The organism is Desulfovibrio intestinalis, assembly GCF_014202345.1.
Lineage (GTDB): Bacteria > Desulfobacterota > Desulfovibrionia > Desulfovibrionales > Desulfovibrionaceae > Desulfovibrio > Desulfovibrio intestinalis.
Genome location: NZ_JACHGO010000007.1, coordinates 13,629 through 35,151, shown reverse-complemented (window position 1 = coordinate 35,151; position 21,523 = coordinate 13,629). Strand labels below are relative to the sequence as shown.

Sequence of the window (21,523 nt, the reverse complement as noted above, 5' to 3'; positions counted from 1 at the left end):
GATAAAGGCAACGACTCTTTGAGCAAGATTTTAGCGTAACTCAGCCGTCCTTATCCGTAGCTTCCTGCGTCGCAACTGCTGAAGCTGCGCTTACGCTTCCACGGCGGGCGTCTGTTCACGCAAACGCCTGAATATTTCAAAGTGAAAGTGCTCTAGCATAACAGCCTTAGATTTTGCTGCTTTCTTCCTTCATCTCATTGATGAGACGCTGCAGAACCTGCGACTGGCGTGCCAGTTCCGCCGTAGCCTGGGCAGCCTGGCCCATGGCTGACGCCGTCTGGCCGGATATGGTGGCTACCTGCTCCACAGACCTGTTGATCTCTTCACTGGCTGCAGACTGTTCCTCACTGGCAGCGGCAATGGAGCGCACCTGATCGTTGGTCTGGTCCACCAGTTCAACGATGCTGCGCAGGGTCTGGCCCGACTGGTTGGCAAGGTTGGTTGCTTCCTGAATGGTGCTGATGGAAAGGTCCACCCCGGTCACACTTTTACGGGTACCTTCCTGAATGCCGCTGATAACCTGGCCCACTTCATGCGTGGCAGACATAGTCTTTTCTGCCAGTTTGCGCACCTCGTCGGCCACAACTGCAAAACCACGTCCGGCGTCGCCAGCACGGGCTGCTTCAATGGCAGCGTTGAGCGCCAGCAGGTTGGTCTGGTCTGCGATGTCTGAAATGACGCCCATAATCTGGCCGATACCTTCGGCCTGATGGCTCAGGGTATCCATATCCTGCTTGATTTCCTGGCTCTGCCTGGACACTTCGTTAATGCCGTGCACCACTCTGGATACGATGTTCTCGCCTTCCTGAGCCTGGGCGCGTGCATTGCCGGACATTTCAGAAGCGTGCCCCGCGTTGCTCGCCACTTCGCGCACTGTGGCGTTCATCTGTTCCATAGCGGTAGCAGTTTCGCTGATGCGCAGGGACTGCTCGTCAGAACCCCGGCTGGACTGCTCAATCTGCGCCGAAAGTTCTTCGGATGCCGAGGTGAGGATATTCACCACATTTTCAAGCTGGTTTGCAGCCTGCAACATGCCTTCTGCTCTGGCGTGCAAGGCTTCATCCTTGGCTTCCTGAGCTTCCTTCATGGCAATATTGGCCTGATCGGCCTGACGGGCTGCTTCTGCGCTTTTTTCTTCGGCTTCGGCTATTTTTTCCTTCATGGTGCCAACCATGCTTTGCATCACATGGTAGACGCCGCCGGGCCGCTTTTGCGCCCGGAAGTTCACTTCAAGGTTGCCACGCGCGATTTCGCCCGCCACGCTGGCCAGATAGCCGGGGTCTTCACCAAGCTGCTGCATGATGTTGCGTGTCAGCAAAACACCCATAGTGATGGAAAGCAAAAGTCCGAAACCAAGGGCAATGTACAAAAGATAGCTTGACGTATCGGCCAGAGTAGCGTTGTGGGTGGCCAGCAAGCTGCCCTGTTCGCGCTTGGAGGCTACAAGGGCGTCAATGGCCTTCTGGTAGGCCGTGGATATTTCCCGGCCCTTGCCGCTCCACAGCGTGTAGGCTTCTTCCTTGTTGCCTGTCTCAACCATAGCCATGACTGTATCGGTCAGCTTTCGGAAATCCTGCCGCCGTTCCTTGTATTCAGCTATGATCCTGCGAGCTTCGTCAGAAATCAGGGTCGCTTCCACTTTGACAGCGCTGCTGTCAATTATTGAACGAAACTGGGGAATGACCGTGCGTGAGCGTTCTTTTGTGGCTTCATTGTTTGTGCTTATGAAGTCCAGCACGTTAAGTCTGATGCGTTGAAAATACGCTGCGATATTAAGCAGGTCGCCCATAGGCTCCACGGCGCGGGTGTACAGAACAGTGTCGGCCTTGCTCATATCGTGCAGCCGTGAAGCGGCAAAGATGCCTACCGACAAAGTGATTAGGGCCGAAATAATAAACCCGGCCAAAAGTTTTGTTTGTAGTTTCATTGGGGTGTCCTTAGTTCTTAATTGCCCTTACAACATGTGCAGGGGCCAACATATATACCAATCGGTTAATAAGGGTTTTCCTTGAGGGTTATCGCCATAAAATCCGTATTTTACAAGACGCAAAATCAGAATGGCGCTACCGCCCATAATTCCAGTGTGAATAATGGTAAAACTTATTATTAATAAAGACAAGCGAACTAGTAAGATTTACCTGCTGTCATCCTGATAGGGAACCCTCTCAAAGACCTTGCGGCGTGGTGTCAGGCTGATGTGGTAATACTGGTTTTGGGGGATGTAAATGTAGGGCACGTCCTCGCTTCGTTGCCGTAAAAACAGCGACAGCAAGACCCGGTTGATAGCCTGATGTCCAACAATGACAAGGGGGGTGTCGCCAGCAAGAAACAGGGCACGCCGCAGGCCGCGCTGTACGCGTTCGCCCAGCAGAGCGTAGCTCTCACCATTGGGATAGGCATAGGAAAATTTGTTGGCATTGCGCCCGGCCGTGACCTGGGGCATTCTTTCCCGTATCTCGCTGTACAGCATGCCCTCGCAGTCTCCGGCCCAAATTTCGTTAAATTCTTTAAAGGCCATTATGTGCGCTCCGGGGCGCTCGGCCAGCAATGGGGTAGCCGTTTCGTGCGAACGTAGCCGGGTGGATGTGAAAACCCAGTCGATTTCCTTATGGCGCATGTGCTGGGCCAGGGCTTGGGCCTGGGCACGGCCCTTGGCCGTGAGGGGAGGATCGCCGCCAATACGGCCGCGAACGTTGAATTCCGTTTGTCCGTGGCGTACGAGATACAGACAGTGAACCCATGCGCTGACCACAATTTCGCGTATGGCCGGGTAGAAGGGCGAGCCTTCACAGGGGCGCTCTGCCAGAATCCGGTTGGCTGTGGAGTCCACGCAGAGCCAGAATTTTTCTTCTTCCAGCGGTTCGTAGATGGCTTCATAGTAGCTTATACGCTTCATGAAGCTTTGCAGGGCCTCTTCTTCGCTGTAGGCCGCGTATTCCGGCAGCGTGGTTTTGCGCCGGATACATGCCTTGAGCAAAAGCTGGTCCTCGTTGACGCACTCAACAAACAGCACCGGGTGGTCGGTCAGCGTGCTCTCAATCATGCGGCGGCGGCCGCGGCTTACATTGGTGGCGTCCAAAATGGCCACTTCGCCGCCATCGGCCAGCCATCCACGGGCCAGATCCATATTGCGGCGGCAGATCATTTCACGGGCTTCACGCCCCGCCGCGTTGGAGGGATTGTAAAAATCAGGGCTGGTAGACTCCGCGCCCATAAGCGCCCGGCGCATGTCGCCGTTGTTGAAGAGCTTTGCCTGAATGCCCTCGGCCATCAGGCCGTCGCGAATACGTTTGGCCAGCGTGGACTTGCCGCGGGCGGGCAGCCCCACCATGGCTACATAGAGTTTGTGCATATGGCCTCCCCTTGGCAGAGTACGGTATAAGACCCCCAAATAAAAGCAAGCGGACGTTCAGACGGCGCCGCACTGCACCATCACATGCAGGGAGCAAACATGAAAACCATCGGCCTGTTAGGCGGCATGAGCTGGGAGAGTACGGTTTCCTATTATCAGATAATAAACCGCGTGGTTAAGCAGCGGCTTGGCGGCTTTCATTCGGCAAAATGTCTGCTGTTCAGTGTGGACTTTGCTGAAATTGAAACCTGTCAGGCCGAAGGCCGATGGGACGATGCCGCGGCCATCTTGGCAGACGGAGCTCGTCGTCTGGAGCGGGGCGGGGCGGATTTTATGCTTATCTGCACCAACACCATGCACAAGGTGGCTCCACAGGTGGCGGCAGCTGTCAACATTCCTTTGCTGCATCTGGCGGAGGTCACGGCCAACGAATTGTTGCGCCGGGGTATGACCAGGGCTGCCTTGCTGGGCACACGCTACACAATGGAAGAAGACTTTTACAGTGGCGTGTTGCAGCGCCGGGGCATTGAGGTGCTCACTCCTGATGCCGAAGACAGGGGCATGATTAATGACGTCATTTTTAAGGAGCTGTGTATGGGCCGCATTGACGAGGCTTCGCGGCAAAAATTTCTGTCTGTCATTGACGGGCTGCGCGGGCAGGGCGCGCAGGGCATCGTGCTTGGCTGCACAGAGATAGGCCTGCTGGTGCGCCCGCAGGATACCGACGCCCCCATGCTGGACACAACGCTGCTGCACGCCACTGCGGCGGCGGAAATGGCGCTGGACTGCTGATACGCAAGCAGCGGATCGGAGAGGCAGTGCACGTCTCTTTCAGCCATTGAAGCGCAAATTTGAATATGTTTTTTTCTAATGTATTTGCTGCGCAAGCCGATGCTATAAACAGGGAGCATCAAAAAATTATCAGAATCCGCTGAGGCCGTCATGAGTATACGAATCGGTTCAGACAGCATGATGGCGCAGAATTTTTTTAACGCCAGCAGCGAAGAATCGCGCTATGCCAAAGGCAGGCATCTGGCTGCTCAAGTAGACAAGCAGGCCATGTCCAGCAGGCAATGCAGTATTCTGGCCGCGGGCATGGCTGCGGCCGCCGCAGCGGAAAACGAGTCGCAACGCATGCTTGAAGGCAAAAAAGCCGCCCGGCAAATGGGCTTTGACATGCAGCAGAGCACGCTTGAGACATCAGAAAGAAATCTGGATGAACTGCGTCGGCGGCTTGAAGGAAAAGCCAGGCAAAATCAGAAAAATCTGGGGGACAACAGGGGCGCTGCATCGGCGGAAAATCCTGCACCAACAGTGGCGGTTGCCAATTTTCCAGGTAGTTTGGCAGACAGTTTATCTGGTGCTTTACCAAACAATTTTGAAGGATTGACAGGTAAGGCGGGCGGTTTGACTGCCAATAGGGCGGCAGATCTGGCATCTGTAGCTGGTGCAATGACTTCAAAGGGCGCTCTTGAGTCAGCGGGAACCGCATCGGGCAATTAGGCTGCTGCGGATCGCCTTTTGCGCAGTGAGCTCTTGAATGCGGGGGCAGGCGCTGCCAGTACCGTAAGGTCTGCCTGTGGGGCAACAGGTGTGCAGCCAGAACCCTTGGGAATTTCAGTTCTTGTATAGCTTCAAAAATTTGATACGCCATAAAAAACGGCAGCCTGTATAATGGCTGCCGTTTTTTATGGCAAAATTACCGTGCGCGCGGATTACAGGCTAGCGTACAGTAAGCTTGAGAAAGCGCTTTTTGCCGAGCTTTACCACATATTCGCCTGCGGGCAGGGGGCTTATTGCGTCTTCGCAACGCTGGCCGTCAATGGCAAGCGCGCCTTCCTTCATAAGGCGTTTGGCTTCACCACGGCTTTTGACAAGGCCTGCGGCTTCAAGAAAAACAGGCGGGGTGCTGTCTTCGCCGTTCTGGCACTGGTGCTCGGGCATGTCGTCCGGTACGCCGCCGCCAGCAAAAACCGCATTGAATCCCTGCTGAGCTTCGTCCGCGTCTTTGGGGCTGTGATAGCGGCTGACCATTTCGTGCGCCAGGGCTTCCTTGGCTGCCTTGGGGTGTACATCGCCGCCAGCAACGCGTTCTTTCAGGCTGGCGATGTCTTCAAGGCTTTTGGAAGAAAGCAGTTCGTAGTAGCGCCACATAAGTTCGTCAGAGACAGCCATAACTTTGCCAAAGATCTCTGAGGGCGCTTCGTCGATGCCGATATAGTTGCCGTAAGATTTTGACATCTTGCGCACGCCGTCCGTGCCTTCCAGCAGGGGCATGGTAAGAATGCACTGGCTTTCAATGCCGTAGTGGGCCTGAAGGTTGCGCCCGACCAGCAGGTTGAACTTCTGGTCAGTGCCGCCCATTTCCACGTCGCTTTTGAGCGCGACGGAGTCATAGCCCTGGCAGAGCGGATAAAGAAATTCGTGAATGGAAATGGGGCGCTGTTCGCGAAAGCGCTTTTCAAAGTCGTCGCGTTCCATCATGCGGGCCACAGTGTAGCTGGAGGCCAGTTTGATGAAGTCTGTGGCGTCCATCTTGCCAAGCCAGGCCGAGTTGAAGGCAACTTCGGTTTTTTCGGGATCAAGAATTTTGAAGACCTGTTTTTTATAGGTCTCTGCATTGGCCATCACCTGTTCTTCGGTGAGGGGGGGGCGGGTTTCAGACCGGCCGGAAGGGTCACCGATACGCCCGGTGAAATCACCGATAAGAAAGATCACATGGTGCCCCAGTTCCTGGAAATGGCGCATCTTGTGCATGACCACCGTGTGCCCCAGATGCAGGTCAGGAGCGGTGGGGTCAAAGCCCACCTTGATGCGCAGGGGCTTACCGCGAGCGATTTTTTTACGTAATTCTTTCTCGTCGATCAGTTCGGCCACGCCGCGCTTGATGGTAGCCATTTGGCGGTCAATATCGGTCATCACCCTGTCCTCTTATGCTGGCTGCGGTAATAATACAGTGCTGTTAGTAAAAAACACGGCACAGAACAAAGTTCTGTGCCAAGTGCAGACTGAGAACGATAGCCTCAAGCCTGAGCAAGTGTCAAATTTTCACTGTATACGTTGCGAAATTTTATGTTCGCAGCCTGCAGGGCTACATGCCGAGCAGGGCAAAAACCCGGCTCTGGCTCAGGCCGCTGTGGACTGAAAGAGCGCCAACGTTGTCCTGGGCGATCATATTAAGGGTGTCATCCATGACAGAATCCACTTCATTATCTTCCAGCAGCTTGGGGGTGCTCAGATTAACAACATCCTGCACGGCGGCGGGGGTGGAGCCGGAATCGTCCTTGTCGGTGCGGGGGAACGTGAAGGGATGGAATGCATTGATGCCGGAAATTTCCATGACGGTGTCCTCTATTATATGGCCGCATGCGCGGGTGGGGTCAAACTTTCCGCTTGGGGCGGGTGCTCTGAAAATATGCAATTTGAATGCCACCAACAGAGCCAGGCAAATTTTCCCTGCCCGGGCATATGAAAGAGCGATGGACATGTGCGGACGTGGCGGGCGCGGCTCGAACAACGCGCCGAAAACACTCGAAAACACTTGGCTGGCCTGGAGTGTTGGTGAAAATCATGAGTGCCAGAGCGTACACATGATGCCCGGCGGTTTGCCAGTTTTGCGCGCTTGGAGCAAATAAATTGACGGTGTCTGACTACGGCTTATGCGCCAACGCCTTGGGTTGCCTTGAAGGCAAGTGAACGGTGTTCGCACTTGAGTGCGATGGGCTATCAGCCCCGTAGCGGACGAGCGAGCCGCCATTTTGCCGACACCGCCAGAGATGAATAGGGGGTGTTATTGGGGGCGTGAGGCAGTTAGAGCCATGCAATTGGAGGAATACACAGTCGATTGCGGCTGCCACTGGTCGACGCCGTCGGTAGCCGCCTGCCACCAATCGGCGTTGAGCCGCAGGGGCGGCTTCAGGCATTGCCCGCAAAATTAAGGATGCTTTACGCGTTGTGAAGTAAGCCCCAGTGCAGATCACCTGTGCAATGTTTCGCATTTCACAGGTGTTATTCATTCGAGAATGCGAATGTCAGCTGAACTCGGGACGTAACAAGCGCATCGTGAAGCTTGAGAATGTACATTCCCAAAGTGACCCGACCTAAAGACGTCAGGCAGAAGTGCAGAGGGCGCAGATGCGTGTAAAAAACGCAGGCGGCGGCTGATTTGCATCAGCGTCCAGTCCACCATGCGGCCCATACAGGCGCAGATTGGGGCAAAAGACCGTTCAAGCGGTCAGCGAAATTTCGTCCTCGTTGTCATAATATTCCTCAAGGCAGGTGCGCAGTCGGCTGGAGCCCGAGGCGAGTATGTCGTTCCATTTGAGATTCGGCCCTGGAGAATCCCAGTTGAGCTCCTCGGTAAACAAAAGCCTCAGAGCCGTACCCTCATCGCACAAGTTGCGGCAGAGGCCCATTTTTTTTGAAAGAAAAATGTAGGGCTGTGCAGATGCTGGAGCCTTGTTGGGCACAATGAAGAAAAGGTAGGAAAAGTTACTTGTTAGAGAAAGCTTGGCCAGTTCTTCAGGAATGCAGGCGCATACGCCGCCTGCGGAAATGTTGACCAGTGGCAGCGGGTTGGGGTGGCTGGAGTTGTAGTACTGGGCCAGCAGGGCGCGCAGATCTGTCCTTGTGGCGGGCACATCTTCCAGTGGTACAACGCCCGCAAGGCGGCTGCGGTCTGTGCTCCAGGGAACTCTTTTATCCCGGCGCATCTGCCGCACGGAGCAGTCCTTGGCAAGACGCAGGCGCAAGTTGCGCAACTCGTTTTTCTCGTTTTGGCCAACTTCCAGCACTATTCCTGGCCCTTGATACCCCATGCGAACCTTACCGGAAGAACTTTCCTCTTCCAGGCAAAAAAAGAATTCGCAGGTGTTTTCCAGCGCTTTGCTTTTGCCCGGAATCACCTCTTTATGACGTACTATGAACTGTACCTCACGCCCTTCAACACTGCGAAATTTGCCGTGAAAAACCATATCCGCCAGATTGCCCTCATGAAGCAGGCAACTTCTGATACGCACGCTGACCCTTTGCCGCATGGCGTTGGCAAAGGCTTCTGTAGTGTTGGAGTTCCAGAGGCAGTAAGTGTTGGCAGCGGTCATTTAGCTCTCATTCTGTGCTGCCGGGGGGCGGCTGTTTTCACGAAGGAAGGTCGCTCCCGGAGCATTATTCATAGAAGGATGAATTAAAAATCTTCGGGACACGCACAGAGGCTTTTTCGTAAGGTTGGGCAGAGTTTACCGTTCAGATGAAAAGCCTACCTGATAGGAAGGTATTATGGCATAAAAGCTAATAAGTTATATTACGATAGGGTTATCAGTTAGTCAATGAAAGCGCTGTTTTGTTTGAAGCAAAATGGGGCGTATATCATGTGCATTTTTATCCTGTTTGTTGTTTGATGGTATAGTAATTCAGCTGGATGGGCCGGACAATTTTAAAATGTTCCGTATTTCATATTTAAAAAATCATCTGCAACATGGGTGTATGGAAAATTGGAGTATATTACAGCCGCTGTGTAGACCCTTCGCGCTCAAGATACTATTGGCATTGCTGCCCAATACTCTGATTGCCAGCATGCGATGCTGGAACAGGTTGCTTTTATGAACATGCGCCCGCAGTTGAGATATGTCCGGTACAGCATGTAACACTCTGAATAAACAAAATTTGTGCGCACGTTGCCTTCGCAGCCGTTGAGTCGCATCGCCTGAAGCCTCTAGAGCATTTCAATTTTGAAATGCTCAGGAACTGCGTGTGCAGACGCCAGCCAGGGGGCGGACAAGCCCTGTGCAAGAACAGAAATAGCGCTTGTGTCTTACGGCGGTCGCCTGCCCGTTTTGCCGCCGTTTTTCATGTGGAGCTTTGCAATAATGTTGCTGCGTTTTTTGCCTGCGGTCAAAAGACGTTTACGCAACAGCATGGGGCCAAAATGTAACACAATTATAGTTGCGCTTCATTGGGGCGCGTGCACCGGCCGCTTTAGGATATTTTAATTTCTAACTGTGAAGAAACTCAAAAGGAACCTGCTCTGGGATGTTCTGGCAGTGTTCCATTTGGGTCGCCTGTGCGGCGTGCGGCAGAGGGGGCCTGTTAGGGGACTGCTGCCCTTCCGAGGCTCCCTCTGCACTCCCCCGGACAACCCCGCTGGGTCTTCCACCTTCCGCCAATTCACGAGGGCTGCGTGGCTTTTGCTTTGGGAGCTTCCCTCCCTTTGGTCGGGGGATCTCCCTGCGCGCCGCGCAATGCCATCACCGGGCAAGCTTTGACGTTGTGCGAGAGTGCACGCAGCGCGAATTTCGCAATCATTGCATCTTCGGTCAGGATGACACCGTTGAGGGCATCTTGCCTCAAGGGCAATAGGCTCTAGAACATGCTGACGCTGCCTTACATTTCATAGTTCTCCTTGTGGCGTTAGCCATAACAAAAACGGGCTGCCCTTGCAGGCAGCCCGTTTAAGCGTTGGATCAGGAAGCGTCTAGCTTTCCTGCTTTACCTTGGACTTGGTCATGGCCAAGCCCATGCCTTCGAAAAGTTCGAAGATGGCAAAGCCGTACCACAGGGTGTAGAGCACATAGAAGATGAGCATGGCGCTCATGAGAATAAGATGCTCGGACACCTTGGCAGGCGGCACGCTGAAGAAGTTGTTGCCGGGTTCGATGGCGCGACGCATAACGTTGTCAACGACCTGGGCTTCTTCAATCTTGTGCTGCTTCTGCAGTTCCTTGATGCTGGGCGAAAGCAGGTACCACCATGCAGCCGCAACCTTGAGGGCGGGCTGGCCGTCGTACTTCTGCGCAACTGCGTCAGCATCGTTATTGTACAGGTTGTTAGCGTCGTCAGTGGCCGAAGTCAGGATAACGCCGAGGTTACCGGAAAAGGTGACCTTGCCGTTTTCTACGCGCACTTCAGTTGCGCCGGACTTTTCGAGCACCATCCCCGCCAGTTCAGCCAAGTCAGCTTTTTTGAGCTTGACGCTGAGCTCAACGGTCTTGCCTTCCACCGTCTTGACGCTGTTACGCACGCCAGGAATGAAGTAGGAAGATCCCTTGGACAGTTCGTTGAACACGTTGTCCGCGTACTGCAGACCGGTCATATGGTTACCAAGCTCATCCTTCATGAGGGGCATGAGCATGATCACAAAAAGGATCAGGAACGAAACCAGCAGCAGGCAGCCACGGATAAAGGGTGCTTTAGCATGTACGAGCATAATCAGGCCTCCCCTCTGAGCTTGCCTATATTAAGGAAGAACTTGCTGAATACCCAGACACCGAAGAACGCCACAACGACCCAGAATACGACGTTGCCCACGCTTTCGATAATACCCACAATACTGGGCGACCAGTTCAGCACTTCCATTTCCACCAGCTTTTTGGGCAGGGTGGCGGCACGGTTGATAAAGCCGGCAATGATGGAGATAGCATAGAAGCCGCGGATGTGGATGCCTTTAACCACCTTGGTGGTCAGAGCGCCAACCTGGATACCAAGCAGTGAACCGAGCAGCATGCCGATGGCCAGGGTGTAGAACACGTAGCCGTAAATGGCGTACTGGCCAATGGCGGCAAAACCCGCAGTAAAGATAATCTGCAGAATGTCGGTACCAACGGTGGTCATTGAGGACACGCCGAAGATGTACACGAACATCGGGAAGGTGACGAAGCCGCCGCCCACGCCCATGATGGCGGCCAAAAGGCCCACAAACACGCCGCCTGCGGCGACAATCCAGCCGGAAATACGGCGGCCGCCAGGCACGAGGTCTTCATCAAAGGAAATCATTGGGGGCATGCGAAGGCCCTGAAGCTTCACAGCGAGGCCGGTCATGCCTGAGCTGCCGCCGTGGGCGTCCTGGCTGGCGGCAGCGCCGCCGCGCGAGCTCTTCAAAAAGTCAAACAAAGCATAGAACCCAAGAAAACCTAACAAAACAGCATAAATACTACTAATGAACAATTCAGAAAGCAGGGGGTCGGCGTTATAAAGGCCTTTATTGATGGCACCGCCGATAAATGTTCCGATAATGGATCCGGCCAAGAATGCCACGGCCAGTTTGCCCGAAACGTTGCCGAGCTTTTTGTGCACCGTGGTGCCCATGATGGCCTTGGCGAAAATGTGGAACAGGTCTGTGCCCACCGCCAAGATGCCTTTGACGCCCACGGCCATAAGCGCCGGGGTAATGATGAAGCCACCGCCAGCGCCAATACACCCCGTGATAAGACCGGCGGCAAGGCCCACTGCTATGGACGCCAGAAAGATGTTAGTGGTGTAGAAGGCGGGCGCGTAGGCGGATTTGCCGCCCAGCATTTCATGGTACTCATAAGCTTCAGCCATGCAGACCGCAAGAACTGGAACAACGAGTGCCAGCAAGAATAGCATCTTTTTGCGGTTTTTGAGAATGGAGGTTGATACCTCCAGATCCCATTTTGCGTAAGCTTGTGAGCCGCTCAGCAGAAACTCATACACTTGTCTGCCAAAACTCATACTCTCCTCCAATACGATTGTGGCCGGCCAACGGCCGTAGGTCATGGCCCCAACAATGACATGTACAGGCACATATGGCTGCGCGGCGCGCCCCGGTGCAGCCTTGTGTTTGTAACAAGTAGTTTTTTCATGAAAAAATGAAAGCTACCTGTCTTCTCCCATACACGGAGCTACCGTGACATATTCTTTACTGTTTGTAAAAGAAATTTATCACGAGCAACGGTTTTTCGTGCCAAAAGAGGATTAATTGTCACCTTTTTGAGGTTGTTTTGCGTCAATCAATCCAAACAGTTGGCACTAAAGAACAAAAAATCGCACCTCTTTGCTTGGTTTCGTGTGAAAGTTATAGGGTTGTCGTGTTATTGTGAAAAAAAACTCATAATTGTTTTTTTGCAAGGCCCTGACTTTGCCCGAAAAGCATCAGTTCCAGCCAATCCAGCGCAAAGTACAGGGCCGCCACGTCCCCGTCCTGGCTGTCTTCCATAATGGCTGCTTTGCGTGATTCGCTTACGTCTACATGGCTGAATATTTTCATGGCCGCGATAAGTTCACGGAATTTGTCGAGCTGAAAGAGGCAAAGCACCGTTGTGGTGGCCATGCGCGCATCCAGGGGTTTGCCGCTGGCGCGTACCAGCGCCATGAGGCGCATGTAGCGGTCGTTGGCTTCGTTGAAGGCCTGCAATTCTTCGTTTTCCATCCACTGGTGCGGTGTGCGGCTGGTGCCTTTGTCGAAGCCGTGGCAATGGGATTCACGCACAAGAAAAAATCGTTCGGCGATGCCGTCGGCAGCCATTTTTGTGCCGCGCCCGATGGGGTAATAGCGGCAGGCGCCGGGCCTGTCTTCATACACGGAACAACCCGCGGGCGTCACAAAAGGACATGGTTCTTCCGGTCCGTCCAGCATGCGCAGCATGGGCAGGGGAAAGCCCGTGTCGGGGAATGAGCGCAGGGTAGTAAAGGTATTAAGAAAAGCCTCGCTGCTCATGCCAAGGTTCCGGCGCAGGCGCGAAATGTCGTAAGGGGTGAGCGGCAGGGTAAGTTCCGCACAGCAGCGATTGAAGCAGGGCACGTCGGGGTTGCAGTCAAAGCAGAAGGTTTCGTCCGGGCCAAGCTCGGGCAGATTGTCAATAAAATCGCGGCTGGCGTCATTACTCATGAGAGCTCCTTGTATGGACGGGGAAATTGCAGGCGGCACGGCTGCCACAAAATGTGGTGCTGGGCTGAAAAGGAAAAAGGGCGGCCCGCGCTTCTGCGCAGGCCGCCCTTATCATGTTGCTAGATGACCTTGTTCAGAGCGAACTCAATAATGCCCTCGGCTCCGGCCTCGCGTAGGCGCGGGATAAGGTCGCGCACCACGTCGATCTGTACCACGGATTCAACGGAAAGCCATTTTTCGTCCCGCAGGGGGGATACCGTGGGGGAATTGAGCGACGGCAGCATCTCAAGAATGGCCGCAAGGTTGTCTGACGGGGCGTTCATCTTGAGCGCCACCAGATTCTCGGCGCGCAGTGCGCCCTGAAGCAGCAGGTCAAGCTGCTCGATTTTGGCGCGCTTGCGGGGGTCGGCCCAGGCTTCCTTGTTGGCAATGAGCACAGGGTAGGAAATCATGACTTCGTCAATGATCCGCAATCCGTGCGCGCGAATGGTCGTGCCGGTTTCGGTCACTTCCACGATGGCGTCGGCAAGGCCTTCTACAACCTTGGCTTCAGTAGCGCCCCAGGAATAAAAAACGTCCACTTTCACGCCAGCATTTTCAAAGTAGCGGCGGGTCATGCCTTCCAGTTCTGTGGCGATGCGCTTTCCGGCCAGGTCGGCGGCGGTGCGGTAGGGGGCGTCGCCCGCCACAGCCAGCACCCAGCGGCAGGGCCTGTTGGAGGTCTTGGAGTACACAAGGTCAGAGACGTGCACGACGTTGCCGTCGTGGTTGCTTTCGGTCAGCCAGTCCAGGCCAGTGATGCCCACGTCCAGCACGCCTGCCTCAATATAGCCGCCAATTTCCTGCACGCGGCACAATGAAGCCGTAATGTCGGGGTCGTTGATATCTGGAAAATAGTTGCGCGTATGCTTGCGGATTTTCCAGCCCGCGCGTTCAAAAAGATTGATAGTGGCTTCTTCCAGCGAACCCTTGGGCACGCCCAGTTTGATGATGGGCTTCATATCCGCGCTCATGATGCTGTCCTTATTATACGCCGTAGACTTTTTCAGGGTCAAAAACCATAGGGGCGCAAATGCTTGCTGCGCCGTCCTTCCATTCCCGGTAAAAACAGGTGCGCCGCCCCGTATGACAGGCCGCGCCGCCAATCTGTTCCACCTGCAGCAGTACCGTGTCACTGTCACAATCCAGCCGCACTGAGCAAACTTTCTGCACATGGCCGGATGTGCCGCCCTTGTGCCAGAGCTGCTTGCGGCTGCGGCTCCAGTAATGGGCCTCGCCGGTTTCAAGGGTCTTGCGCCATGCCTCTTCATTCATATAGGCCAACATGAGAACCTCGCCACTGGCGTGGTCCTGCGCTATGGCTGGCAGAAGACCTTTGCTGAAGTCAGGGGTGAAGCCCTCGCCGGGAACGGCGGCGGGCTTCGGTTCTGGGGCTGTCATACACACTCCTTGAAAAAGGCGGCAGCCATGTGTCGCCGGGCAGTGTTTTGCACGGCACGCGTTGTCCGGCAAAGGGAACAAATCTAACCGCAAGCGCAGTGAGACGCAAGCAAAGCCTGTTATAGAAGGTAAATACATGCCCTGCATTGCTTCATGCGTTCTTTTACGTCAAAAATACCGGGTAAAAAGCCTGTTGCGGCAGCCGCAAGATTTGCGTTGCGCAGCAGGCGTGTGCTGCCGGGGTGCGGCCCTGTTTCGTTTGCCCATGTGATGATTTTTTGCTCACAACCAGCGAAAGGGTGTGGGGGCAGCCCCGCTGTGCACCCCCGCAGTACGGCGTGATTCAAGGTAACTTGCGCAATTAATCGCGCTATGGCATGCTCATACGTTAGCGAAATCATATTTAAAGGCGGCATGCCGCCGGGATAAATACATGTCTGAACATCAATCACCCTCCGATCCGGACGCCGCCGTCACAACAGTGGAAAATACGTCAGCAGACGTTGCGGATACCCCGCTTAGCGGCATATCCGTCAGCGAGCCCGAAGACGCATTGCCGCGAGTGACTATGGCCGATCTGCCCGAAGGCATGCGCGAAGCTTGCGCACGCGCGGGCTGGCAGGGGCTTATGCCTGTTCAGTCTCTGGCATTCCCCTATTTGCTTGAAGGGCGCGACATTATGGTGCAGTCGCGCACGGGCAGCGGTAAAACCGGCTGCTATCTTTTGCCCATGCTGCCCCGCCTGTCTGCAGACCTCAAGGCTCCGCAGGCGCTTGTGCTGGCCCCTACGCGGGAACTGGCCGTGCAGGTTGAGCGTGAGGCCGCGGTGCTGTTTGAGGGCACGGGCATCGTCACCGCCGCCGTTTACGGCGGCGTGGGCTACAAAAAACAGATGGACGCCCTGCGTGAAGGGGCGCAGCTTATCGTGGGCACCCCTGGCCGTGTGCTGGACCATCTGCTGCGCCGTACCCTGGACCTCAAAGACCTGCGCGAACTGGTCTTCGACGAGGCCGACCGCATGCTTTCCATCGGTTTTTACCCGGACATGAAGGAGATACAGCGCTACCTGCCCAGGCGGGCCATTCATACCTGCTTGTTCTCGGCCACGTATCCGCCGCATGTGCTTAAACTGGCCGGGGAGTTCATGTCCGCGCCAGCCATGCTCTCTCTTTCGCAAAAAGAAGTGCATGTGGCCGAAGTGCAGCATCTTTTTTGCGAAGTAAAGCCCATGGACAAGGACCGCGCCCTGGTACGCCTGCTGGAGACGGAAAATCCCGCTTCGGCCATCATTTTTTGTAACACCAAGTCCAACGTGCACTATGTGACCGGGGTGTTGCAGGGCTTTGGCTACAGCGCCGATGAGCTTTCCGCCGACCTTTCCCAGTCCCGGCGTGAAGCTGTGCTGGAAAAGATACGCCAGGGCAAGCTGCAGTATCTGGTCGCTACGGACGTTGCCGCGCGCGGCATTGACATCCCCGAGTTGTCGCACGTTTTTCTTTATGAGCCGCCCGAAGACCACGAAAGCTACATCCACCGCGCCGGACGTACCGGACGCGCCGGAGCCGCTGGCACAGTGATTTCTCTGGTGGACGTCATGCAGCGTATGGAGCTTGACCGCATTGCCAAGCATTACAAGATTGGTCTTATCCCCATGCCGCTGCCCACGGATGAAGACGTGGCCCGCGTGGCAGGCACACGCCTGACGGCCATTCTTGAAGGACGTTTTCGTAATCTGACAGGCCTTGAGCGCATGCGTGTGGCCCGCTATGTCCAGTTGGCGCGCGAACTCGCCGCTGAAGGTGATGGCGAAGACAGCACGTTGCTGCTGGCCATGCTGCTGGATTCAGCCCATCAGGAAAGCCTGCGTGAAAGTCGCTTTCCCGATCAGTCTTCGCCCAGTCCCGCCCGGCAGAGCGAGGGCGCACGGCACAGTTCAGGCCGTGGGGGTTCGGGCCGTAACGGCAGGAACTCCAAAGGCGGCAACGGTGGTAATGGCGGCAAAAGCGCCAACGGCGAGCAAAGTGACTGTAACGGAACTGCCAGCGGCGAAAATGCGGAGGCCCGTTCGGGCAAACGCCGCCGTTCTCCGCGCCGCCGTGACGGTCAACAGGGCAGGGATGCCGGGGACACTGCGCCCCGGAATGTGCAAAGCAAAACGGATACTGCTGAATAAGCTGACGGAGTTCTATGCGTCATATGGACGACACCTCGGGACCAGCTTCTGAAACCATATCCCCGGAAGCGGCGTCATCCGTCGTTCTTTCCGACACCATGCGGCAGGCCCTGGATAACTTCATGGCCTTGTACGCTGACGCGGATTTTACTGTGGAACTGGCATATCTGGGCGTGGGGCGCATGCAGTTTTTGCGCCGCCGTCAGATGCTGCTTGAGCTGCGCGGGCTGTATATGGCTTTGTGGCGATTGGCCCTTGCCAGATCCTTTCCGCAGGATGCGGACGTGATGTTTGACACTTTTTTGCGGGAATATGCCGCAAAACACAGGGACAGGGCCAGTGCGCTGGTCTTGACGCGTGGCCGCGAGTACTGGGGTATGCTGGAGCCAATGGGTGACGGCGATTTCAGCAATGTGGCCCGCCACCTGACCTCCTTTTTCTCCCAGAGCGAAAAGGCTGACAAAAGCGCCAACCTCAAGCTCGTTCTGCACATCCGCAAACTCTACAAACATATATTCGACAGGCTAATATAGGGCCGTCAGCGCGCGGGACCCGGTTATACGGGGCCTTACTGCGCTGACGCCTTGCCTTGGAACCGGCAGATATGAATATCGCACATTCCATTGAAGAATTGAGTTTTCTCGAAAACAGCGGCCTGACCATCGGCAATTTTGACGGTGTGCACCTTGGGCATCAGGCACTTATCCGGCACACGCTGGATGTGTGCGCCAGCGAAAAGCTGACCCCCGTGGTCATGACCTTCTGGCCGCACCCGCGGCAGGTGGTTGCGCCCCAGCTTGGGCATATGCCCCTGACGACGCGCGAGGAACGCTTTACGCTGCTGGAAGCCCTTGGGGTGCAGCATGTGCTGGAGCTTCCCTTTACCCCGGAACTGGCCGCCCACGATGCCAACAGTTTTGTTCAGGCCTTTCTTGCGCCTTTGAATCTGCGCCATCTGGTTGTCGGCTACGACTTCACCCTGGGCCGCGACCGTGGCGGACATGTAGATACGCTGCGCCGCCTGGGCGAGGACGCCGGGTTTAGCGTCGAGCAGCTGGCCCCTGTGGTTGTGGACGGCACTGTGGTCAGCTCCACAACGCTGCGCAAGCTTATCGGCGAGGGCGATGTGCGTGAGGCTGCCCGCCTGCTTGGCCGTTTTCACGGTTTCAGCGGCGAGGTTGTGCACGGTGACGGGCGCGGCGCGGGACTGGGTTTTCCCACGGCCAATCTGGCACGTCCGCAGGTGGTCATTCCCACCGAAGGGGTCTATGCCACGCTCGCAACCCCCGCAGGCGCAGACGGCCATACATGGCCCGCCGTTACCTGCATCGGGCGCAAACCCACCTTCGGCGACAACGAGCTTACTGTAGAAACCTTCCTGCTTGAAGGCGGGCGGGATTTTTACGGTCAGGCCATGCGGCTGGATTTTGTGGAACACCTGCGGGGAGAAAAGCGCTTTGACTCCGTGGATGCCCTCAAAGAACAGATCGCGGCTGACGTCGACCACGCGCGGCGCATTCTGGCGGCCTTTATTCGTCTTTAGAGTCGAGCAACATTGAAATGCACTGCATTTCAATGTTGCCATTCTGCCGAAAACCGCTTTTCGGCAGAGTCCACGCCGCGCTGCACTCTTGTGCAGCCTCAGGGTATTTCAACTTGTTAAGGGTAAAATGCTCCAGTCTTTGCAGGGTGGCCTTTGCTTCAACTTGGGAGTATGAGTGAGGCATGATACGCGCGGATCTGCATAATCACACCCTGGCTGCTCACGGGCGCGACACTGTTGCCGACATGTACGAGGCAGCCAGGGGCAGCCAGCTTGACTGGTACGGCCTTTCAGAGCATTCACCCCTGCCTCCCGGCTATGCCTGCCCGTTGTATACCGGCGATCTCAGCGTTACCTTTCCCGCCTATGTAGAGGCGGTGCTGGCTCTCAAGCAAAACGTGCCTTCCGGCAGCCCTCAGGTGCTGCTCGGCATGGAGCTGGACTGGCTGCCTGTCAATATGGCTTGGATGAAAAACATTCTGGGCCTCTATCCCTTTGACTATGTGATTGGCGGTCTGCATTTTGTGCATGACGTGCCTGTGGGGTCGCCCCGCAGCTGGGCGGCTGATTTTACTCAGCCGCAGCGTTTTGCGCGTTTTACCGCCTATTATGAAGAAATGGCCCGGCTTGCTTCCAGCGGATTGGTGGACGTGGTTGCCCACCCCGATTTCATCAAGGTCTGCTGCTACGACGACTTTCAGGCGTGGCTGAAACAGCCCGGCAGTCTTGATCTCATCGCCAGGGCACTTGCCGCCATGCGCGATTCTGATACGGCAATGGAAGTTTCCTCTGCCGGACTGCGCAAAACCTTCAACGAACCGTACCCCGGCCCTGCCATCATGCGGATCGCCGCTGATCTTGGTTTGGCCATCAGCTTTGGTTCCGATGCCCACGCCGTCAGTGAAACCGTCTCTCATTTCGAAGAACTGGCCCGCTATGCCCGCAGCTACGGTTTTAAGAAAAACCGTATCGCCGTGGGACGCGAGAAAATCACGCTCGATTTTTAACGTGCGGATTCTTCATTGAAGGCTTTCGTGGTGGGGACAGCCGGGGCTGGAAAAGAATAAAGTCGCCTTTATAAAGCCTTTTGTGCCCTGCGGGCACGGGGGCTTTTTTGCTTATGTTGTTTGGGCCGCCTATGCAGCGGGCGGCGAGGGGGCCTGTTAGGGGCTGCCGCCCCTCCGAGTCCCCCTCTGCACTCCCCCCGGACGACCCCGCTGGGTTTTCCATATATCTCCATTTCTACGAGTGAGCCTTCAAGGGCTTTCCCAATTCCACCATTCTTCGAGGGCTGCGCGGCGATTGCTGCGGGAGCTTCCCTCCCCTTGGTCGGGCGATCTCCCTACGCGCCGCGCAATGCCATAGGGCGCTTTGGCGTTGTATGGGGGGACTGGAGCGTCTGATTGGCGTGGCACGAAAGTTTGGGGCTAGCCATTGAGATACGCGTGTTGTGCCCTGCGGGCACGGGGGCTTTTTGCTTATGTTGTTTGGGCCCCCCTTGCATCCCCCCGAAGCACCCCCTGTTCGACCTCGACCGCCAAGTATCTTTTGGGGGAGCGGCTACGCACGAACCTCGCCGACGTGTCGGCTTCGGTTCTTTATGACGCCGCCCCCGGCAATGGCCTGTTCCTTGTCTGAGAAACAGCGCGTGCCGAGGTCATTCTTTACGCAATAAACATTATTGGCCTCTTCTCTCAGCTTGCAACATCAACCCCAAGCGTCCAGATGCTCAAAGCTGATATGCAACGCGAAAGCGCCCGATGGCATTGCGCGGTGCGAAGGGAGATCGCCGAGCGAAGCGAGGAAGCTCCCGAAGTAAAAGCCGCGCAGCCCTCGGGAAATGATAGAATTTGGAAAGCCCTTGAAGGCTACCCCGTGGGAGTGGAGAGATACGAAAGCCCAGCGGGGTTGTTCGGGGGGAGTGCAGAGGGGGCCTCGAAGGGGCGGCAGCCCCTAACAGGCCCCTTCTGCCGCACGCCGCGCAGGCGGCAGAAATAAAGAGAAGGAAAGACGTCGTATCCGCAGGGTACAAATGGTTTCATAAAAGCGACGCCATTCTTCTATGCGCCCGCAGCCACTCCCACCTTGCCACGCGCCGCGCAGGCGGCCAACCAACATACGTGGAAAACCCTCCGTGCCCGCAGGGCACGAATCACTTCACGAACGCAACGCCCCTCTCTCCAGCCTCGCGCTACACGCGGCAACCAATTCCCCGCCGCCCAGGCGTTCCCCAAACCGCCATATTTGCTTGCTGCAACATATATATGCAACAATATTCATGCACCGCATTGCACCTCTGTTCTTTCTTTATAAATATTGTTTACAGCTATACGAAAATATAGCGTTTTTTTTGAAGTGCTGTTGACAATGTTCTGTATTTTTGAAATTCATACACTGAATATTTCTCATTAAGCCTGCATTCGGGGTGAGAACATATTCATACTAAATTACAAAGTATTGAGTTCATACATACCGGGGCGGGCTGAATCGTGCCCCTGCAGGAGTTGTCATGAAAAACCGTGGCGTATATCTGGGCCTTGCTCTGGCGGCCATATTGCTTGTCTTTGGTGTGTGGGTGCTCTCTTTCTTCGGTTCAACGCTCACCATCAAGCGGGTGGCTATGGACTCCGAAGCGGCGGCCAAAAGGGTGGCCGTGCCAGCGGCGCAAGCCCTGTTCAACCCGCCGCGACCCGAAGACGCGCCGGAAAGCATCCGGGCCGAAGTTATGCTGGGCTACAAGATCATGACGGAAACCAGCAAGTACGCCGGGGAATACGTCAGCAAAGACAGCAAACTCTCCTGTTCCAGCTGCCATTTTGAAGGCGGCAGGTCTATGGAGAGCTTCTCGCTGGTAGGGGTAGGGGCCACCTATCCGCGTTACCGTGACCGCAATGAATATACTGTAGACCTCGGCATTCGCATTCAGGGCTGTTTTGACCGTAGCATGAACGGAACGCCGCCGCCGCTGGACGGACAGATCATCCAGTCTCTGCTGGTCTATCTGCAATGGATATCCAAGGATATTCCCATATACGCCAAACTGCCCTGGGCCATTCCCGAAAGTATGGACAATCCCCACAAGCCCGATGCTGCCAACGGTGAAAAAGTCTATAAGGACGTGTGCGCCCGCTGCCACGGCCCCAACGGCGAAGGCACAGACATTGCCCCGCCCGTGTGGGGCGACGATTCGTACAACGACGGCGCAGGCATGCACCGGGTGCGTACCCTGTCCATATTCGCATGGCGCTTTATGCCCAAGAACGCGCCTTCCCTTACGCAGGAAGAGGCGCTGGACGTGGCGGGCTACATACACGAACAGCCCCGGCCCAAGTTCGTGCCCACGCATCCTGACAAGATCGAGCGGCTCATCCCCCTGACGGAAGGGAAGTAGCC

17 protein-coding genes are annotated in these 21,523 nt (G+C 55.7%); 7 read left to right on the top strand and 10 right to left on the bottom strand.

What is annotated here, in order from left to right; genetic code table 11:
* Positions 1–166: 166 nt before the first annotated feature.
* Entirely contained in the window at positions 167–1,927 is a 1,761-nt protein-coding gene (locus HNQ38_RS11380; RefSeq protein WP_183720928.1) for a HAMP domain-containing methyl-accepting chemotaxis protein, read from the bottom strand.
* A 207-nt stretch (positions 1,928–2,134) separates the two neighbouring features.
* Positions 2,135–3,352, bottom strand: coding sequence for a bifunctional nucleoside/nucleotide kinase/histidine phosphatase family protein (locus HNQ38_RS11375; RefSeq protein WP_183720925.1), 1,218 nt, complete (start codon positions 3,350–3,352; stop codon positions 2,135–2,137).
* 99 nt (positions 3,353–3,451) lie between these two features.
* Here HNQ38_RS11375 and HNQ38_RS11370 point away from each other — a divergent pair, with 99 nt between their 5' ends.
* Both HNQ38_RS11370 and HNQ38_RS11365 read left to right on the top strand, forming a co-directional pair.
* Entirely contained in the window at positions 3,452–4,144 is a 693-nt protein-coding gene (locus HNQ38_RS11370; protein WP_183720922.1) for an aspartate/glutamate racemase family protein, read from the top strand.
* A gap of 150 nt (positions 4,145–4,294) precedes the next feature.
* Positions 4,295–4,855 (top strand): hypothetical protein, encoded by a 561-nt coding sequence (locus HNQ38_RS11365; RefSeq protein ID WP_183720919.1) that lies wholly within the window; start codon positions 4,295–4,297, stop codon positions 4,853–4,855.
* Between the two features lie 219 nt (positions 4,856–5,074).
* On the opposite strand, the gene tyrS is transcribed toward HNQ38_RS11365, so the two are convergent.
* From tyrS to hisI, 8 genes are all read right to left on the bottom strand, one after another.
* Positions 5,075–6,271, bottom strand: a complete 1,197-nt coding sequence (gene tyrS / locus HNQ38_RS11360) for a tyrosine--tRNA ligase (RefSeq protein WP_183720916.1) — start codon at positions 6,269–6,271, stop codon at positions 5,075–5,077.
* Between the two features lie 172 nt (positions 6,272–6,443).
* A complete protein-coding gene (locus tag HNQ38_RS11355; RefSeq protein WP_183720912.1) occupies positions 6,444–6,692 on the bottom strand; it encodes a hypothetical protein in 249 nt (82 codons plus the stop codon).
* An 886-nt stretch (positions 6,693–7,578) separates the two neighbouring features.
* Positions 7,579–8,451 (bottom strand): hypothetical protein, encoded by an 873-nt coding sequence (locus HNQ38_RS11350; RefSeq protein WP_183720909.1) that lies wholly within the window; start codon positions 8,449–8,451, stop codon positions 7,579–7,581.
* Between the two features lie 1,370 nt (positions 8,452–9,821).
* Complete coding sequence (locus HNQ38_RS11345; protein WP_183720905.1) at positions 9,822–10,553, bottom strand: hypothetical protein; 732 nt, start codon at positions 10,551–10,553, stop codon at positions 9,822–9,824.
* A 2-nt stretch (positions 10,554–10,555) separates the two neighbouring features.
* Positions 10,556–11,818 (bottom strand): sulfite exporter TauE/SafE family protein, encoded by a 1,263-nt coding sequence (locus HNQ38_RS11340; RefSeq protein ID WP_183720902.1) that lies wholly within the window; start codon positions 11,816–11,818, stop codon positions 10,556–10,558.
* A 376-nt stretch (positions 11,819–12,194) separates the two neighbouring features.
* Complete coding sequence (locus tag HNQ38_RS11335; RefSeq protein ID WP_183720899.1) at positions 12,195–12,974, bottom strand: YkgJ family cysteine cluster protein; 780 nt, start codon at positions 12,972–12,974, stop codon at positions 12,195–12,197.
* 119 nt (positions 12,975–13,093) lie between these two features.
* Positions 13,094–13,987, bottom strand: a complete 894-nt coding sequence (gene hisG, locus HNQ38_RS11330) for an ATP phosphoribosyltransferase (RefSeq protein ID WP_183720896.1) — start codon at positions 13,985–13,987, stop codon at positions 13,094–13,096.
* 13 nt (positions 13,988–14,000) lie between these two features.
* Complete coding sequence (gene hisI / locus HNQ38_RS11325; RefSeq protein ID WP_183720893.1) at positions 14,001–14,414, bottom strand: phosphoribosyl-AMP cyclohydrolase; 414 nt, start codon at positions 14,412–14,414, stop codon at positions 14,001–14,003.
* A gap of 433 nt (positions 14,415–14,847) precedes the next feature.
* On the opposite strand from hisI, the gene HNQ38_RS11320 reads away from it, so the two are divergent.
* The 5 genes from HNQ38_RS11320 (at position 14,848) to HNQ38_RS11300 (ending at position 21,521) form a co-directional block, all read left to right on the top strand.
* Positions 14,848–16,587, top strand: a complete 1,740-nt coding sequence (locus HNQ38_RS11320) for a DEAD/DEAH box helicase (RefSeq protein WP_183720890.1) — start codon at positions 14,848–14,850, stop codon at positions 16,585–16,587.
* Positions 16,588–16,601: 14 nt separating this feature from the next.
* The gene (locus tag HNQ38_RS11315) at positions 16,602–17,120 is read left to right on the top strand and encodes a hypothetical protein (RefSeq protein WP_183720887.1); all 519 of its coding nucleotides are present in this window, start codon (positions 16,602–16,604) and stop codon (positions 17,118–17,120) included.
* 71 nt (positions 17,121–17,191) lie between these two features.
* Positions 17,192–18,130, top strand: coding sequence for a bifunctional riboflavin kinase/FAD synthetase (locus tag HNQ38_RS11310; RefSeq protein WP_183720883.1), 939 nt, complete (start codon positions 17,192–17,194; stop codon positions 18,128–18,130).
* Positions 18,131–18,312: 182 nt separating this feature from the next.
* On the top strand, positions 18,313–19,137 hold the full coding sequence (locus HNQ38_RS11305) for a histidinol-phosphatase (RefSeq protein ID WP_183720880.1): 825 nt from the start codon (positions 18,313–18,315) through the stop codon (positions 19,135–19,137).
* A gap of 1,502 nt (positions 19,138–20,639) precedes the next feature.
* The gene (locus HNQ38_RS11300) at positions 20,640–21,521 is read left to right on the top strand and encodes a c-type cytochrome (RefSeq protein ID WP_183720877.1); all 882 of its coding nucleotides are present in this window, start codon (positions 20,640–20,642) and stop codon (positions 21,519–21,521) included.
* Positions 21,522–21,523 lie beyond the last annotated feature (2 nt).

Excerpts from the sequence above, each read along its gene's own strand:
- HNQ38_RS11350 (WP_183720909.1), bottom strand. The coding sequence starts at position 8,451 with ATGACCGCTGCCAACACTTACTGCCTCTGGAACTCCAACACTACAGAA.
- HNQ38_RS11320 (WP_183720890.1), top strand. The coding sequence starts at position 14,848 with ATGTCTGAACATCAATCACCCTCCGATCCGGACGCCGCCGTCACAACA.
- HNQ38_RS11310 (WP_183720883.1), top strand. The coding sequence starts at position 17,192 with ATGAATATCGCACATTCCATTGAAGAATTGAGTTTTCTCGAAAACAGC.
- HNQ38_RS11300 (WP_183720877.1), top strand. The coding sequence starts at position 20,640 with ATGAAAAACCGTGGCGTATATCTGGGCCTTGCTCTGGCGGCCATATTG.
- HNQ38_RS11335 (WP_183720899.1), bottom strand. The coding sequence starts at position 12,974 with ATGAGTAATGACGCCAGCCGCGATTTTATTGACAATCTGCCCGAGCTT.
- HNQ38_RS11375 (WP_183720925.1), bottom strand. The coding sequence starts at position 3,352 with ATGCACAAACTCTATGTAGCCATGGTGGGGCTGCCCGCCCGCGGCAAG.
- HNQ38_RS11380 (WP_183720928.1), bottom strand. The coding sequence starts at position 1,927 with ATGAAACTACAAACAAAACTTTTGGCCGGGTTTATTATTTCGGCCCTA.
- tyrS (WP_183720916.1), bottom strand. The coding sequence starts at position 6,271 with ATGACCGATATTGACCGCCAAATGGCTACCATCAAGCGCGGCGTGGCC.
- HNQ38_RS11365 (WP_183720919.1), top strand. The coding sequence starts at position 4,295 with ATGAGTATACGAATCGGTTCAGACAGCATGATGGCGCAGAATTTTTTT.
- HNQ38_RS11340 (WP_183720902.1), bottom strand. The coding sequence starts at position 11,818 with ATGAGTTTTGGCAGACAAGTGTATGAGTTTCTGCTGAGCGGCTCACAA.
- HNQ38_RS11370 (WP_183720922.1), top strand. The coding sequence starts at position 3,452 with ATGAAAACCATCGGCCTGTTAGGCGGCATGAGCTGGGAGAGTACGGTT.
- hisI (WP_183720893.1), bottom strand. The coding sequence starts at position 14,414 with ATGACAGCCCCAGAACCGAAGCCCGCCGCCGTTCCCGGCGAGGGCTTC.
- HNQ38_RS11315 (WP_183720887.1), top strand. The coding sequence starts at position 16,602 with ATGCGTCATATGGACGACACCTCGGGACCAGCTTCTGAAACCATATCC.
- hisG (WP_183720896.1), bottom strand. The coding sequence starts at position 13,987 with ATGAGCGCGGATATGAAGCCCATCATCAAACTGGGCGTGCCCAAGGGT.
- HNQ38_RS11305 (WP_183720880.1), top strand. The coding sequence starts at position 18,313 with ATGATACGCGCGGATCTGCATAATCACACCCTGGCTGCTCACGGGCGC.
- HNQ38_RS11355 (WP_183720912.1), bottom strand. The coding sequence starts at position 6,692 with ATGGAAATTTCCGGCATCAATGCATTCCATCCCTTCACGTTCCCCCGC.
- HNQ38_RS11345 (WP_183720905.1), bottom strand. The coding sequence starts at position 10,553 with ATGCTCGTACATGCTAAAGCACCCTTTATCCGTGGCTGCCTGCTGCTG.